The 15,451-nt window shown below is 64.4% G+C and carries 15 protein-coding genes; 4 read left to right on the forward strand and 11 right to left on the reverse strand.

The annotated features are described in order from the left end of the window. The first annotated feature begins 29 nt into the window (after positions 1-29). On the forward strand, positions 30-746 hold the full coding sequence (locus ATE67_RS02840; RefSeq protein WP_231728020.1) for an extensin-like domain-containing protein: 717 nt from the start codon (positions 30-32) through the stop codon (positions 744-746). Here the strand turns inward: ATE67_RS02840 and mddA are convergent. The 11 genes from mddA to ATE67_RS02895 form a co-directional block, all read right to left on the reverse strand. After that, complete coding sequence (gene mddA / locus ATE67_RS02845; protein WP_058815141.1) at positions 743-1,474, reverse strand: methanethiol S-methyltransferase; 732 nt, start codon at positions 1,472-1,474, stop codon at positions 743-745. The two genes, ATE67_RS02840 and mddA, sit on opposite strands and share 4 nt — an antisense overlap. 58 nt (positions 1,475-1,532) lie before the next feature. Next, a complete protein-coding gene (locus ATE67_RS02850) occupies positions 1,533-1,892 on the reverse strand; it encodes a HesB/IscA family protein (RefSeq protein WP_058815142.1) in 360 nt (119 codons plus the stop codon). 109 nt (positions 1,893-2,001) lie between these two features. Beyond that, positions 2,002-2,472 (reverse strand): SUF system Fe-S cluster assembly protein, encoded by a 471-nt coding sequence (locus ATE67_RS02855; protein ID WP_058815143.1) that lies wholly within the window; start codon positions 2,470-2,472, stop codon positions 2,002-2,004. Then, positions 2,469-3,671 (reverse strand): cysteine desulfurase, encoded by a 1,203-nt coding sequence (locus ATE67_RS02860; protein ID WP_156416883.1) that lies wholly within the window; start codon positions 3,669-3,671, stop codon positions 2,469-2,471. Before ATE67_RS02860 ends, ATE67_RS02855 begins: the two co-directional genes overlap by 4 nt. 38 nt (positions 3,672-3,709) lie before the next feature. Further along, on the reverse strand, positions 3,710-4,441 hold the full coding sequence (locus ATE67_RS02865) for a SufD family Fe-S cluster assembly protein (RefSeq protein ID WP_058815144.1): 732 nt from the start codon (positions 4,439-4,441) through the stop codon (positions 3,710-3,712). A gap of 118 nt (positions 4,442-4,559) precedes the next feature. Further along, positions 4,560-5,303 (reverse strand): Fe-S cluster assembly ATPase SufC, encoded by a 744-nt coding sequence (sufC, locus tag ATE67_RS02870; RefSeq protein ID WP_058815145.1) that lies wholly within the window; start codon positions 5,301-5,303, stop codon positions 4,560-4,562. Beyond that, on the reverse strand, positions 5,287-5,544 hold the full coding sequence (locus ATE67_RS02875; protein ID WP_156416868.1) for a hypothetical protein: 258 nt from the start codon (positions 5,542-5,544) through the stop codon (positions 5,287-5,289). Before ATE67_RS02875 ends, sufC begins: the two co-directional genes overlap by 17 nt. Beyond that, a complete protein-coding gene (gene sufB, locus ATE67_RS02880; RefSeq protein ID WP_058815147.1) occupies positions 5,541-7,028 on the reverse strand; it encodes a Fe-S cluster assembly protein SufB in 1,488 nt (495 codons plus the stop codon). Before sufB ends, ATE67_RS02875 begins: the two co-directional genes overlap by 4 nt. Continuing rightward, positions 7,025-7,561, reverse strand: coding sequence for an SUF system Fe-S cluster assembly regulator (locus ATE67_RS02885; protein ID WP_231728022.1), 537 nt, complete (start codon positions 7,559-7,561; stop codon positions 7,025-7,027). Before ATE67_RS02885 ends, sufB begins: the two co-directional genes overlap by 4 nt. Before the next feature lie 293 nt (positions 7,562-7,854). Beyond that, positions 7,855-8,742, reverse strand: coding sequence for an AraC family transcriptional regulator (locus ATE67_RS02890; protein ID WP_058815148.1), 888 nt, complete (start codon positions 8,740-8,742; stop codon positions 7,855-7,857). Positions 8,743-8,831: 89 nt separating this feature from the next. Then, positions 8,832-10,655 (reverse strand): DUF885 domain-containing protein, encoded by a 1,824-nt coding sequence (locus ATE67_RS02895; RefSeq protein ID WP_058815249.1) that lies wholly within the window; start codon positions 10,653-10,655, stop codon positions 8,832-8,834. Between the two features lie 69 nt (positions 10,656-10,724). Here ATE67_RS02895 and ATE67_RS02900 point away from each other — a divergent pair, with 69 nt between their 5' ends. The 3 genes from ATE67_RS02900 to ATE67_RS02910 are packed head-to-tail and all read left to right on the forward strand — an operon-like array spanning position 10,725 to position 15,404. Next, the gene (locus ATE67_RS02900; RefSeq protein WP_058815149.1) at positions 10,725-11,795 is read left to right on the forward strand and encodes a quinone-dependent dihydroorotate dehydrogenase; all 1,071 of its coding nucleotides are present in this window, start codon (positions 10,725-10,727) and stop codon (positions 11,793-11,795) included. A 47-nt stretch (positions 11,796-11,842) separates the two neighbouring features. Further along, the gene (ggt, locus tag ATE67_RS02905) at positions 11,843-13,534 is read left to right on the forward strand and encodes a gamma-glutamyltransferase (protein WP_058815250.1); all 1,692 of its coding nucleotides are present in this window, start codon (positions 11,843-11,845) and stop codon (positions 13,532-13,534) included. Between the two features lie 40 nt (positions 13,535-13,574). After that, a complete protein-coding gene (locus tag ATE67_RS02910) occupies positions 13,575-15,404 on the forward strand; it encodes an AMP-dependent synthetase/ligase (RefSeq protein WP_058815150.1) in 1,830 nt (609 codons plus the stop codon). Positions 15,405-15,451: the final 47 nt, after the last annotated feature.

Here is a 15,451-nt window from a genome sequence, read left to right on the forward strand (position 1 = left end):
CGGGACGTGGGGCGCGCCATCTGGAGTGGGTGACGAGTCTGCGCCCCTATCTGATCTGGTTTGCGATCGCCGTCGTACTGGCGATCGGCGCGATCCGCGTCATGCAATGGGTGCGCGACCATCCCGAACATTTTCCCGGTGCGCGGTTCGAGTTCAGCCAGCCGCAGGGCTGGGCGACGCACCGCAAGCTGATGAACTTCGCGAGCGATGATGCCGCGTGCTTCGCGGCCTTCGACCGCGCCAAGGCGGGCTATGAGCGACGGCCGGTCGTCGGCACCGGGCAATGCCGCGCGAGCCAGCGCATGGTGCTGACCGGCAACCGCTTCGTGCCGACCATGCGCCCGGCGCGCGCTGCCCCCGGTTGCGCGGTCACGGCGGCGATGGTGCTGTGGAACCGCGATGTCGTTCAGCCGGCGGCACAGAAATATTTCGGGCAAAAGGTCGTCGAGCTCGAAAATCTCGGCGCCTACAACTGCCGCAAGATCGCCGGACGCGAGGCGCTGAGCCAGCATTCGACCGCCAACGCGATCGACATATCGGCCTTCATCCTGGCCGACGGCACCCGGATCACGCTGATCAACGACTGGACGCCTGGCGACAAGCGCGGCGAGTTCCTGCGCGAAATCCGCGACGGGTCGTGCGATCTGTTCAGCACCGTGCTGTCGCCCGACCACAATGAAGCGCACGCCAACCACTTCCATTTCGACATGGCGGCCCGCACGGCGGGCTGGTCGGTCTGTCGCTAATTGCCGCCGATGCGAGGAAACAGCATGCCGACGCGTCGGCGATAGCTGACATAGGCCTCGCCGAAGAGGTCGACGAGGTCACGTTCCTCAAGCCGGATCGCGATCAGCATATAGATCGACAGGCCGGCGGCGAGCAGCAGGTGGCCCACCGTCATAACCGGCGTCGCCCAGAAAGCGATGAAAAAGCCGGTGTAAAGTGGATGGCGGACGAATTTGTAGAAGAAGGGCTGGCGCAGGACCGGCGGTGCGGCCGCCCGTTGGCGGAGGGCGAACCACGCCTGCTGCAATCCGAACAATTCGAAATGATTGATCAGGAAGGTGCTGATCAGCACGATCGCCCAGCCGCTGGCGAACAGGATCCAGAGGATCGCCGCGCCCACGCCATGGGTGACGGTCCAGACCGGCGCGGTCAGCTGATGCCAGAAGGCCATCAGCACGATCAGCGCCGCGCTGGCGAACAGGACATAGGTGCTGCGCTCGATCGGCGCCGGGACGATGCGGGTCCAGCCTGCCTTGAAACCCGGCCGCGCCATCACGCTATGTTGGATGCCGAACAGCGCGATCAGCGCCGCGTCGATCGTTGCGGCCTTGCCGGGCGATGCAATGCGCGCAAAGTCCACCGTTACCGGCACCAGAGATAGATTGCCGACGAAGGCGATCAGATACAAAAAGGTCGCGAAGAAGATCGCATAAGCCACTGCGGCATAAAGCAAATAGAGCGCACGCATCCCGACAGCCCCTGCAGTTTCGCGGGCATTCTATCAGATTTTGCGCGGAAAAGCGCGCCTAGACGGTAAAGCTCTCGCCGCAGCCGCACGCGCCCTTGGCGTTCGGATTTTCGAACACGAAGCCCGCGGCGAAATCATCTTCGATCCAGTCCATTGTGCTGCCGATCAGGTACAGCACCGACGCGCCGTCGATGTAGAAGGTGCCGCCGGGGGTTTCGATCTTCTCGTCGAACTTCTGCTCCTCGGTCACATAGTCAACCGAGTAGGCAAGCCCCGAACAGCCACGGCGCGGGGTCGACAGGCGGACGCCAATCGCACCTTCGGGTGCCGATGTCATCAGCTTCGCGATGCGCTCTTCGGCGCCCGGGGTCAGGGTAACAGCGGCCGGGCGGGCGCGGGTCTTGGTTTCAGTCACAATCCGTTCCTTTCCCCGTTCGTGTCGAGCGAAGTCGAGACACCCCGAGGGCGCGTGCTGCCGATGGGCATCTCGACTTCGCTCGATGCGAACGGAAATTGATGGGCCTGTTTCACAGCATTCCCAGTTCGAGCCGCGCTTCGTCGCTCATATTCTGCGGCGACCACGGCGGATCCCAGACCAGATTAACCTCGGCATCGCCGACGCCCGGGACCGCGCCGACGCGGAGTTCGACCTCGGCAGGCATCGATTCCGCGACCGGGCAATGCGGGGTGGTCAGCGTCATTGTGACCATCACATGCCCCTCGTCGATCTCGACATTGTAGATGAGGCCAAGGTCGTAGATGTTCACCGGAATTTCGGGATCGTAGATGTCCTTCAGCGCGTTAACGACGGCTTCGTACAGATCACCACCGACCGCAGCGGGATCGACAGCGGCGGGCTTGGCCGCGAGGAACCCTTCCAGATAGTCGCGCTTGCGCTCCAGCTTCTCGGTCGCGGTTTCGACGTCCTCGACGCGCGCTTTCGGCGGCGCCTCGACGCTGGTGACTTCCTCAACCTTGATCATCCGGTCCTCGCTCATCCGAAAATCCTCTCGACGCGGGCGAGGCCGTCGATCAGCGCCGCCACATCGTCCTGATTGCTGTAAACGCCAAAACTCGCGCGGGCGGTCGCGGGCACACCCAGATGCTCCATCAGCGGCTGTGCGCAATGGTGCCCGGCGCGGATCGCGACCCCGCTTTCGTCCAAGATAGTGCCGATGTCGTGCGGATGAACCCCCGTCATCGAAAAGCTTACGATTCCGGCGCTGTTTTCAGGGCCGTAGAGCGTGATGCTGTTCTTGCGGGCGAGCTGCGCGCGCAGCGACGCGACCAGCGCGACTTCGTGTGCATGGATCGCCTCGACGCCGATGCCCTCGACGAAATCGATCGCCGCGGCGAGCCCCAGCGCTTCGACAATCGCGGGCGTTCCTGCCTCGAAGCGGGTGGGGGCGGGGGCGTAGGTCGTCCTGGCGAAGGTCACGCGGTCGATCATCGACCCGCCGCCCTGCCAGGGCGGCAGCATGTCGAGCTTGTCGCTCCACAGCACACCGACGCCGGTGGGGCCGTAGAGCTTGTGGCCCGAGAAAGCGTAATAGTCGCAGCCGAGCGCCGCGACATCGACGGGCAGCCGCGGCACCGCCTGGCAGCCGTCGATCAGCAGCTCGGCGCCGACGCGGTGCGCGAGGTCGGCGGCACGGGCGACATCGAGCGGGCTGCCGAGCACGTTCGAGACATGCGCGAAGGCGACCATCGTGTGTCCGGGGGTGAGCAGCTTTTCGGCGGCATCGAGGTCGATACAACCATCGACGGTCAGCGGGCAGACATCAACCTGCCAGCCCGCAAGCTGCCAAGGCACGATATTGCTGTGATGCTCCAGCGTGGAGAGCAGCACGCGGCCTTTGCGCGGGTGTGAGTAGGCGACGAGATTGATCGCCTCGGTCGCGCCGCGCACGAAGGCGATCTGCTCTTCCTTCGCGCCGATAAATGCCGCGATCCGCCGCCGCGCCGCCTCATAGGCGAGCGTCATGTCGGCGGAGCGCGCATAGACGCCGCGATGCACCGTCGCATAGTCGCGGCCCATTGCGTTCACCGTCGCGTCGATCACCGCTTGCGGCTTCTGCGCGGTGGCGGCGGTGTCGAGGTAATGCCAGCCGGGCGTCAGGCCGGGAAACTGACCCCGAATTCCGTTCGTGTCGAGCGCAGTCGAGACACCGGGCGAGAATGTGCTGGCGTGGAGCATCTCGACTTCGCTCGATGCGAACGGGGAGGAGAGATCGCTCACACCAGCTCTCCCAGCTTCGCGAGCGCGAGGGCCTGCAGCTGTTCCTCATCCTCGGCGCCGTCGAACACGCCCGCGACGAACGCCTGCAGCATCAGCTTCTTCGCCTCGCCGGGCGGCAGGCCGCGCGACTGGAGATAATAGAGCGCCGTGGCATCAAGTTCGCCGATCGCGCAGCCATGCGCGCATTTGACGTCGTCGGCGTAAATCTCCAGCTCTGGCTTTGCGTTGGCAGTCGCGCTGCGACCCAGCAACATCGCCTTCACATCCTGCTCGCTGTCGGTCTGCTGTGCATCGCGCGCGACGGCGACCTTGCCGAGATAGGTACCCGTCGCGGTTCCGCCGAGCACCGACCGCACCACCTGCCGCGACGTCGCGCCGGGCTCGGCGTGCGTGACCGTCGTGACGATCTCAAGGTTCTGCTCGCCGCCGCCGATCTGCGCGGCGCCGAGATGGAAGTCGGCGCCTTCGTGCAGCGTCACGGCGAGTTCGATGCGGCCATAGGCGCCGCCGATGTTCAACACATGCAGCGATGCCGTCGCGCCCTTGCCGAGCACCAGCTCGATCTGGCGGATATCACCCGCGTTCTGCACGATTGCGCGGCGGTAGTCGCCGCCAGCGGGCACGATGATGCTCTCGGGCGCCGGCAACGGCCAAAGGCGCGTTAGCGCCTGTATATCGCTGTACCGCCAAGCCTCATCGCGGCGCGTCGGAATTGGCGCTGTCATCATAGCCTGCTCCTCTTCGCGTCTTCGCGTCTTCGCGTGAACAGAATCTTTTTTGGCTCACGCGAAGACGCGAAGACGCGAAGACGAAAGGGAGGAAGGGCGCCTTCGGCGCGGAAATGGCTCATGCCGCAATCTCCGCATAACCATGCGCTTCCAACTCGCGCGCCAGTTCCGGCCCGCCCGACTTCACGATCCGCCCGGCGGCCAGCACATGCACAAAATCGGGCTGCACATAGTCGAGCAGGCGCTGATAATGCGTGATCAGCAACACCGCCTTGTCGGGGCGCCGCATGATGCTGTTGATCCCGTCGCCAACGACGCGCAGCGCGTCGATGTCTAGGCCGCTGTCGGTCTCGTCGAGGATCGCGAGCTTTGGATCGAGGATGCCCATCTGCACCATCTCGTTGCGCTTCTTCTCGCCGCCCGAAAAGCCGACGTTCACCGGGCGCTTGAGCATGTCCATGTCGAGCTTGAGGAGCCCCGCTTTCTCGCGCGCGAGCTTCAGGAAATCGCCGCCCGACAAAGGCTCTTCGCCGCGCGCCTTGCGCTGGGCGTTCAGGCTTTCGCGCAGGAACTGGACGTTCGACACGCCGGGGATTTCGACCGGATACTGAAAGCCGAGGAACAGCCCGGCGGCTGCGCGCTCGTGCGGCTCCATATCGAGCAGGTCCTGCCCGTCGAACGTCGCCGAACCCTCGGTGACCTCATAGCCGGGCCGCCCGCCGAGCACATACGACAGCGTCGACTTGCCCGCGCCATTCGGCCCCATGATCGCATGGATCTCGCCCGCATTGATGGCGAGCGACAGGCCCTTCAGGATCGGCTTGTCGGCGACGGTGGCGTGGAGGTTAGAGATTTCGAGCATAGCTGTTCTTCAATTCACCGTTAATTGTGATGGTGTGTCGCGAGGTGTCACAGTCGATGTGGTGAGTGATGTCGTCCACATTTAAAAAGTACGTCATTCCTTCCTTCGACACGTTTAAATAATCGCCGGCCCTCGGAATGAACTTCAAAGGAGCCTCGCGAATTAGATTTGGTGTGCCATCGAAGTCACTGAATTGAATGCAGAGTTCGACGTCTTGCAGCTCATCGTGCATTTCGCTCACCCCACGCTCCCTTCAAGGCTGATCCCCAGCAGCTTCTGCGCCTCGACCGCAAATTCCATCGGCAGCTGCTGCAGCACTTCCTTGGCGAAGCCGTTGACGATCAGCGCCACCGCCTCTTCCTGCCCCAGCCCGCGCTGCATCGCATAGAAAAGCTGGTCGTCGCTGATCTTGCTCGTCGTCGCTTCATGTTCGACGGTCGCGGTCGGGTTGCGGACCTCGATGTACGGCACAGTGTGCGCGCCGCACCGGTCGCCCAGCAGTAGGCTGTCGCACTGGGTGAAGTTGCGCACGCCCTCGGCATTCGGCGCCACCCGCACGATGCCGCGATAGGTGTTGTTAGACTTGCCCGCGCTGATCCCCTTCGACACGATCGTCGAGCGCGTCCGCTTGCCATTGTGGATCATCTTGGTGCCGGTGTCGGCCTGCTGGAAATTGTTTGTCACCGCGACCGAATAGAATTCGCCGACGCTGTCGTCGCCGTTGAGCACGCAGCTCGGATATTTCCACGTGATCGCGCTGCCGGTTTCGACCTGCGTCCACGATACCTTGCTGCGCTTGCCCTGGCAGAGCGCGCGTTTGGTCACGAAATTATAGATGCCGCCAAGGCCCTCGGCATTGCCGGGATACCAGTTCTGGACGGTCGAATATTTGATCTCGGCATCGTCGAGTGCGACCAGTTCGACCACCGCGGCATGGAGCTGGTTCTCGTCGCGCATCGGCGCGGTGCAGCCTTCGAGATAGCTGACATAGGCGCCCTTGTCGGCAATGATCAGCGTGCGCTCAAACTGCCCCGTATTCTCGGCATTGATGCGGAAATAGGTGCTGAGCTCCATCGGGCAGCGCACGCCCTCGGGCACGTAAACGAACGTCCCGTCCGAAAAGACCGCGCAGTTCAAGGTCGCGAAATAATTGTCGTGCATCGGCACGACTTTGCCGAGCCATTTCTTCACCAGCTCGGGATATTCGCGGATCGCCTCGCTGATCGACAGGAAGATCACACCCGCGCGCTTCAACTCCTCGCGGAAGGTCGTCGCGACACTGACGCTGTCGAACACCGCGTCGACCGCGACCTTGCGCGCGCCCTCGACGCCGGCGAGCACCTTCTGCTCCTCGATCGGGATGCCGAGCTTCTTGTAGACCTCGAGGATCTCGGGGTCGACCTCGTCGAGGCTCGAAAGCTTCGGCTTCGCCTTGGGCGCCGCGTAATAATAGGCGTCCTGGTAATCAATCGGCGGGATGTTGAGCTTCGCCCAGTCGGGCGTCTCCATCGTCAACCAGTGGCGAAATGCCTTCAGCCGCCAGTCGAGCATCCATTCGGGCTCGTTCTTCTTGGCCGAAATGAAGCGGACCGTATCTTCGGTCAGCCCCTTGGGCGCGAAGTCGGTCTCGATGTCGGCGGACCAGCCATGCTCATAATCGGCGACCTTCGCCGCGGCGTCGTGCGCGGCCTGATCCTTGACGGGGAGTTCGGTGTTGTCGGTCATAATGGAATTCCGTTCGCCTCGAGCCCTTCGACACGCTCAGGATTCGAGAGGCCCTTCGTCCGCGCGCTGTCGATGGGTGTCTCGACTTCGCTCGACACGAACGGGTTTGATTTTGCCGGGGCGACGGTCAAACTCGCCAAACTGATCTCCGCCAATGCTCCCCGCACCGCGCCGTTCACCACGCCCCAATGCGGCTGCACCTTGCAGCTGCCCTCGAGCGAGCAATCATGGCGGCCCTCGGAGACGCAGCTGGTCAGCGCGATCGGGCCTTCGACCGCCTCGATGATATCGGCGACGCTAATAGCCGCCGCCGGCCGCGCGAGCCGCACCCCGCCGCCGCTGCCGCGCGACGCGACGAGCAGGCCGGCACGCGCAAGTCCGCTCACCAGCTTCTGCGCGGTCGGCCCTGGGATGCCCGTCTGTTCGGCGAGCATGGCGGCGTGTATCGGCCCGGCACCATAATGCGATCCGCACTGGCGTGCGGCGGCGCTCATCAGCACGACGGCATAATCGGCAAGGTTGGAAAGGCGCACTTCATTTCCCACTGAAACTGCGAACGATTCTTAACTGGAGTAAATCACTCCACTTACATAGGGAAGAGCTTGGTGCGGCGCAACCTAGGCGGCCTTTTTGATGCCAAAAAAGAAGGCACCCGCCCGGCCGAAGCCGAACAGGTGCCAAGATGAAGGTCTCGGCCTCGTGAGAGGCGAGCTCTTCTGGGTCGCAAGGCGGGATTATGCCCGGCGGCCGATTCGCGATTGTACCAAAGCGCCAAAACGTCATTCGGCGCTCTTTTATTTCGTTTGGGCGCGGGAAGGCGAGGCGGTCAGGTATCCGAAACGAGCGGGCTGACCTTACCGGTCATTTCCTTCCGGCCCTTCGTCGTCGCCTCGGTATAGCGCGAGGGGCGGGCGAGCTGGCCGGGCGTGGCGCCGGTGAAGCGCTTGATTTCGCGAATCAGATGCGACTGGTCATAGAAGGCGTCGCCCATTTCGGCGTCGTCGAGCGTTTCGCCGCGCGCGATCGCCGAGGCTGCGCGCACGGCGCGATATTTGCGCGCGAGCATGCGCGGCGACAGGCCGTAATAATGTTTGGTCATCCGCTCGACCGAGCGGATCGACATGCCGGTGGCGTCGACCAGGGCGGGCACCTGCGGGCTGACCGATTCGGTCAGCCACTTGTCGACCGTCCGGGTGAACCATACCGGCGCAGGCTCGTTCTTCTTCAGGATTTCGCGGACGAAATTATTCCCGATGACCAGCCGTTCCTCGGTATCTTCGGCCGCGATCAGCGCCTCGACCACGGCGTCGATCCAGTCGCCGAACAGGTCGGCGGCGTCCATCGCCCGGTCGGTCAGCTTGTCGGCATGGTCGCCCATCAGCGTCGCCCAGCCCGCGGGCATCATCCCGAAACCATAGATGCGCAGCGGGCCTTTCCCGCGCGCGCGGACGCTGCCGCTCGTGGGGCCGATGATCGTCGCGCGCTTCGCCGGAAAGACATGGCCGTCGGGGAAGATATACTCGCCTTCGGCGACGCTCATGATGCGGAATTGCGGGCGATCGGCGCGTTCGCTCTCATCGAACAGCGGCATGTCGATGCGCACGAAGTAAAAGCTCGACACCATTTCCGCCAGATCGGGATCGGGCGGAAAATATTGCAGCTCGAATGGCGTGTCGCCATCGACGCCGGTTGGCGAAAGAGGCTTATCTGACATGACGAGACGGACCCTGTCGCAGCTATGTTGCTGCCTTTTTCTGTCTGCTATAATTTTCTAATTTCACCAGTGGGTCAACCCGCAATTGTCTATCGGTTTGATTTCTCTGCGGCGATCCACGCATCGACACGGCGTTCGAGGATGTCGAGCGGCACCGGCCCTGACTTCAGCACGACGTCGTGAAAGGCCCGGAAATCGAACCGCGGCCCGAGCGCCGCCTGCGCGCGGCCGCGCAGCTCCATGATCTTGAGCTTGCCGATCAGATAGGCCGTCGCCTGGCCCGGATAGACGATATAGCGCTCAATCCCTTTTTCGATGTCGCCCTGCGGATTCGGCGTATTGTCCTTCAGATATTTGATCGCCTGTTCGCGGCTCCAGCGCTTGTCGTGGATGCCGGTATCGACGACGAGCCGCGTCGCGCGCCACAGCTCCATGCCGAGCCGCCCGAAATCGCTGTACGGATCGGTATAGAAGCCCATGTCCTTCGCCAGTTCCTCCGAATAGAGGCCCCAGCCCTCGGTATAGGCGGTGAAGCCGCCGAACCGGCGGAAAGGCGGCAGGCCGGTCAGCTCGGTCTGCACCGCGCGCTGCAGGTGATGACCGGGCACGCCCTCATGATAGGCAAGCGCCTCGAGTTCGGTCTTCGACATGTCGCGCAGGTCAAAGAGGTTCACATAATAGGTGCCAGGCCGCGACCCGTCGGGCGAGGGCGACTGATAGAAAGCCTTGCCCGCCGATTTCTCGCGAAACGCCTCGACCGCCTTCACGACCAGCGGCGCCTTGGGCAGTGTGTTGAAGAAAGCGGGCAGGCGGGCTTCCATCGCCTTCACATGTTTGTCGACCTCGGCAAGATAGGCCTCGCGCGTGGTATAATAATATTGCGGGCTGGTGCGCAGATGGTCGAAAAATTGCTGGAGCGTGCCCTTGAATCCGACCTTCTTCATAATCGCGCGCATCTCGCCATGGATACGCGCGACCTCGGCAAGCCCCAGGTCGTGGATCTGCGCCGCGGTCATGTCGGTCGTCGTGTAGTTGGCGAGCAGCGCCTCGTAATAGGCCTTGCCGTCCGGCATCCGCCACACGCCGTCCTGCGTCGGCGCGGTCGCCTGCTGGCGCGCCATCTCGGTCTTCAGCCGCGCATAGGCGGGACCGGCGCTTTCGCTCCACGCGGCCTTGGCGGCTGCGACCAACCGCGTCTTTTCGGGCGCGTCGATCTCGAGCTTGCCGATCTTGGCGCCTATGTCTTCGATCACCGCATTGTCGGGCTTCAGCAGATTGTCGATGTCGGAGATGACATAGGGATAGACCCACTTCGGCGGCCCCATGCCCGCCGCCGCCCGCCCGGTCGACTGCGCCGACAGCGTATCCAGGAGTGGTCCTAGCCCGCGGATGCGCGATATATAGGCCTCGGCCTCGGCGACGTTCGCGACGCGGTGGATATTGATCAGGAAGGCGGGCAGCTGGCTCTGCGCGCCGTTCATCTGGTCGAAAATGTAGCGGTGATCGCGAAAAGCGAAGAGCCGGTCGGCGCGCGCTGCCTGCGCGTTGAACAGTTCGAACGACAGCGCTTCATCCTCGGACAGCGTCCCGGGGTCGAAGCTGCCGCGCATCGCTTCGGCGCTGGCCTGTTGCAGCTTGTTGGTCGCGACCTCGGTCTCGTCGCTGACGTCGGTCCATTTGCCATAGTCGGCGTCGCGGATGCCGCGATAGGCCTTGCCCTGCGGGTTCAACGACAGTTGCGCGGCGTCATATTTGTCGAAAAATTGCGCCAGCGTTGCGCCCGCCGGGGCAGGCGGGGGCGCCTCGGTCGCAGCGGTCGTCGGGCCGTCGCGGACGGCGGCCGGTGTGCAACCGGCGACGGAAAGCGCGATCAGCGCGGCGGACAAGCGAAGGACGTTGGGGGGGCGCGACACTTTGATCTCCCTGTTTTTTTGGATGATGGTGGGCTTGCCATAGCCCCCGCGCGCGCGCAATGCCGGGCCATGTCACGTCTCGCCTCTGCCGCCGATGCCGCCTATGCGCTCGTCCGTCCGCTCGTTCATGCCACCGACGGCGAGGCGGCGCATAATCTGACGCTGAGCGCGCTCCAGCCGTTGCCCCGCGCCCGCCATGCACTGACCAGCCCGGCGCTGACGACCGAGCTGGCGGGGCTGCACTTTCCAAACCCCGTCGGCCTCGCACCCGGGTTCGACAAGGATGCCCGCGTTGCCCATGCGATGCCGCATTTCGGTTTCGGCTTTGTCGAGGTCGGCACGCTGACCCCGCTGCCGCAGGCGGGCAATCCGCGCCCACGCCTGTTCCGGCTGGTCGAGGATCGCGCGGTGATCAACCGCCTGGGCTTCAACAACGGCGGGCAGGCGAAAGCGGCGGAGCGGATCGCCTGCCTGCGCCGCTACGGCCTGCCGGTGCCGCTCGGCATCAACATCGGCGCGAACAAGGATAGCGTCGACCGCATCGCCGACTATGCCAAGGGGACGGCGGCCATGGCGCCGCTCGCCGACTATCTGACGGTGAACATCAGCTCGCCCAACACGCCGGGGCTTCGGGCGTTGCAGGACAAGGGTTCGCTCGAAGCCTTGCTCGACGGCGTTGCGGCGGCGCAGCCAGCGGAAAGCGCCAGGCCGGTCTTCCTGAAGGTTGCGCCCGATCTCGAACCCGCCGACATCGACGACATCGTCGCGGTCGCCTTCGACAAGCGCCTTGCCGCGGTGATCGTCTCGAACACGACGATCACGCGCCCCGCGCTGACCTCGCGCCATGCTGGCGAAGCAGGCGGTCTCTCCGGCGCCCCGCTTACCGAACTGGCGCTGCAGCGCGTCAGGGATTTTCGCGCCGCGAGCGGCGGCAAGCTGGCTCTCGTCGCCGCGGGCGGCATCGCGACGCCTGAACAAGCCTGGGCGCGCATCCGTGCGGGCGCCAGCCTGATCCAGATTTATTCGGCAATGGTCTATGAAGGCCCCGGCCTCGCCGCGCGCATCGCGCACGGCCTGGAGAGCCTCGCCGCGCGCGATGGCTTTGCGCGCGTTGCCGATGCTGTTGGGGCGGGCGACTGAACCCATCGGGGTTGCGCTGAGTTGAGGTGCGCGCCAATGTCGCGCGCATGATCAAACGACTCCTTGCTGCTTTCAGCCTTCTCGTCCTCGCCATTCCCTCGCTTGCTTCGGCCCAGGGCGTTACCTCGTCGGCCGATCCGCGCGCGACCGAGGCGGGGCGCCAGATCCTGCACGAGGGCGGAACCGCCGCTGACGCGGCGATCGCGATGGTCGCGGTGCTGACCCTCGTCGAACCGCAGTCGAGCGGCATCGGCGGCGGCGGCTTCATGCTCTTCCACAACGCCAAGGACGGCAGCATTTCGACGATCGACGGCCGCGAGATGGCGCCGGCGGCGGCGAAACCCGAACGCTTCCTCGGTCCCGACGGCAAGCCGCGCGGCTATTCGGACGTCATCCCGGGCGGTCTGTCGGTGGGCGTTCCCGGCAACGTCCGCCTGATGGAGATCGCGCATCGGAAATGGGGCAAGCTGGAATGGAAGGCGCTGTTCCAGCCCGCGATCAAGCTCGCCGAGGACGGCTATCAGGTCACTCCCGCGCTCTACACCTGGCTGGTCCAGTTCGAGCCGACGTGGAAGGATTTCCCCGATGCGCGCGCCATCTATTATGTGGACGGCAAGCCCGCGCCGGTCGGCACGACGATCAAGAATCCCGCCTATGCCGCGATCCTTCGCGACATCGCGGCGCGCGGTCCCGAAGCCTTTTACTCGGGCGCCAACGCCAGGGCGATCAGCGACGCGGTGGCGAAAGCGCCGCGCAATCCGGCCCAGCTGACGGTGAAGGACATCGCCGCCTACAAGGCGAAGGAGCGCCCCGCGGTCTGCACCACCTATCGCATCTACAAGGTGTGCGGCATGGGCCCGCCCTCGTCGGGCGCGACCACCGTTTTCGGCATCCTCGGCATGGTCGAGGGCTGGGACATGAAGGCGATGGGCAAGGATAATCCGATGAGCTGGCACCTGCTCGCCGAAACGATGCAGCTCGCCTATGCCGACCGTTCGGCCTATCTCGGCGACGCCGATTTCGTCGATGTCCCCGTCAAGGGCCTGCTCGACAAGAGCTACCTTGCCGAGCGCCGCCAGCTGATCTCGCCTTTCGGTGCCGCGGGTCATTATGAGCCCGGCACGCCGCCGGGCGCGAAGCCGCGCGCCGAGGCCCGGCCGGTCAAGGAGCAGGGGACGACGCACTTCGTCACCGCCGACAAGGACGGCAATGTCGTGTCGATGACCTCGACCGTCGAAAGCATCTTCGGCAGCCAGCTGATGGCGAACGGCTATTTCCTCAACAACGAACTCACCGACTTCGACCTCGCGCCGACCGAGAATGGCGTGCCGACGCAGAACCGCGTGCAGGCTGGCAAACGCCCGCTCTCGTCGATGTCGCCGACGATCGTCTATGGCCCCGACGGCAAGGTCGTGCTCGCGGTCGGCTCGGCGGGCGGCAAGCGCATCATCATGCACGTCACAAAAACGCTGATCGGCGTGCTCGACTGGGGTCTGGACGCCAAGAGTGCAATGGAGCTTCCCAATCTGTTTTTCGGCCAGCAGGGCGTGCTTATCGAAAATACCGAAGCCGGGCAGGCGATTGCCGCGAAGATGAAACCCTTCGGCTACAGCTTCACCGCAACGGGTCTCGGCTCGAAGCTCAACGCGCTCGAGCGGGTCGGCGACGGCTGGCGCGGCGCCGCCGATCCGCGCGGCCCCGGCACCTCGTCGGTCGATGGCGCGCCGGCGCAGAATTGATCAATATAATAAAAGAAAACGACATTCGCTGGAGAGAGGCATGAAGCTCGCAAATCCCCATCTCGACCATTTTCCAAGCCTGGTCGCGATGTTCTTCGACCGCGCGGGGCGCGGCGGCGAAGACCCGTTCCTGTGGCGCAAGGCCGACCGCGCGTGGCAGCCGCTGAGCTGGCGCCAGGTCGCCAATCAGGTCGCGGCGCTCGCGCATAACCTTCGCGACCTTGGCCTGAAGCAGGGGGACCGCGTCGTCCTCGTCAGCGAGAACAGACCCGAATTCTGTATCGCCGACCTCGCGATCATGGCCGCGGGCTGCGTGACCGTCCCCACCTACACGACCAACACCGAGCGCGATCACCAGCACATCCTCGACAACAGCGGCGCCAGCGCGGTGATCGTTTCGACCGCGAAGCTTGCGCGCGTGTTGATGCCCGCGGCGCTGCGCTCGAACGTCAAGCTGGTGATCAGCATGGAAAGCATGCGCGTCGGCCAGCAGGGCGATGTCCAGGTCATCGACTGGGACCCGCTCGTCACCGGCGGCGAGGCGCATCGTGCCGACGCCGAGGCGCGCGGGCAGGCGATGACGCGCGACGATATCGCCTGCCTCATCTACACCAGCGGCACCGGCGGTGCGCCGCGCGGGGTGATGCAGCATCATGGCGCGATCCTGCATAATGCCGCGGGCGCAGCCGAGGTACTGGTCAACGACTTCGGGATCGGCGACGAGGAGGTGTTCCTGTCGTTCCTGCCCTTGAGCCACGCCTATGAGCATTCGGGCGGGCAGTTCCTGCCGATCATGGTCGGCGCGCAAATCTATTACAGCGAAGGCCTCGAAAAGCTTGTCTCGAACATCGAGGAAACGCGCCCGACGATCATGGTCGTCGTGCCGCGCCTGTTCGAGGTGATCCGCGCGCGGATGATCAAGTCGGTCGAAAAGCAGGGCAAGCTCGCGAACTGGATGCTGGGACAGGCGCTTCGCGTCGGCGAGAAGGACTATGAGCGCCGCCTGGGCGTACTCGACCGGCCGGTCGACATGCTGCTCAACAAATTGTTCCGGCCGAAGATTTCGGCCCGCTTCGGCGGCCGGATGAAGGCGCTCGTCTCGGGGGGGGCGCCGCTCAACCCCGAAATCGGCGTCTTCTTCCACTCGATCGGGCTGACGTTGCTTCAGGGCTATGGCCAGACCGAGGCGGGGCCGGTGATCAGCTGCAATCGCCCCTCGGTGGGCCTCAAGATGGACACCGTCGGCCCGCCGCTGATGAACACCGAGGTCCGGATCGCCGACGATGGCGAAATCCTCGTCCGCGGCGAGTTGGTGATGAAGGGCTATTGGCGGAACAAGCCCGAAACCGAGCGCGTCCTGATCGTCGACCCGGCCGAGCCTGACAAGGGACCGTGGCTACACACCGGCGATATCGGTCATATAGACGACAAGGGCCGCATCGTCATCACCGACCGCAAGAAGGACCTGATTGTCAACGACAAGGGCGACAATGTCTCGCCGCAGCGGGTCGAGGGCATGCTGACGCTTCAGCCCGAAATCCTGCAGGCGATGGTCTATGGCGACAAGCGCCCGCACCTCGTCGGTATCATCGTTCCCGATCCCGAATGGGCATCCGAATGGGCCGCAGCCGAGGGGCTGCCCAAGGATCCGAAGCTGCTGCGCGAGCATGAGAAGTTCCGCGCTGCTGTCCGCGCCGCGGTCGACCGCGTCAACACCCAGCTGTCGGTGATCGAAAAGGTCCGCAAATTCGACTTCGCCGACGAGCCCTTCACGATCGAAAATGAGCAGATGACGCCGTCGATGAAGATCCGCCGCCATATCCTGCGGCAGGTCTATGAGGCCAAGATCGCCGCGCTCTACAAGGCTTGATAGCGGGCCTGATCGTCCCCTTTCTGCAGCGGGTGAAGCCGAGACAG

The organism is Sphingopyxis sp. H050 (assembly GCF_001468265.1).
Taxonomy (GTDB): domain Bacteria; phylum Pseudomonadota; class Alphaproteobacteria; order Sphingomonadales; family Sphingomonadaceae; genus Sphingopyxis.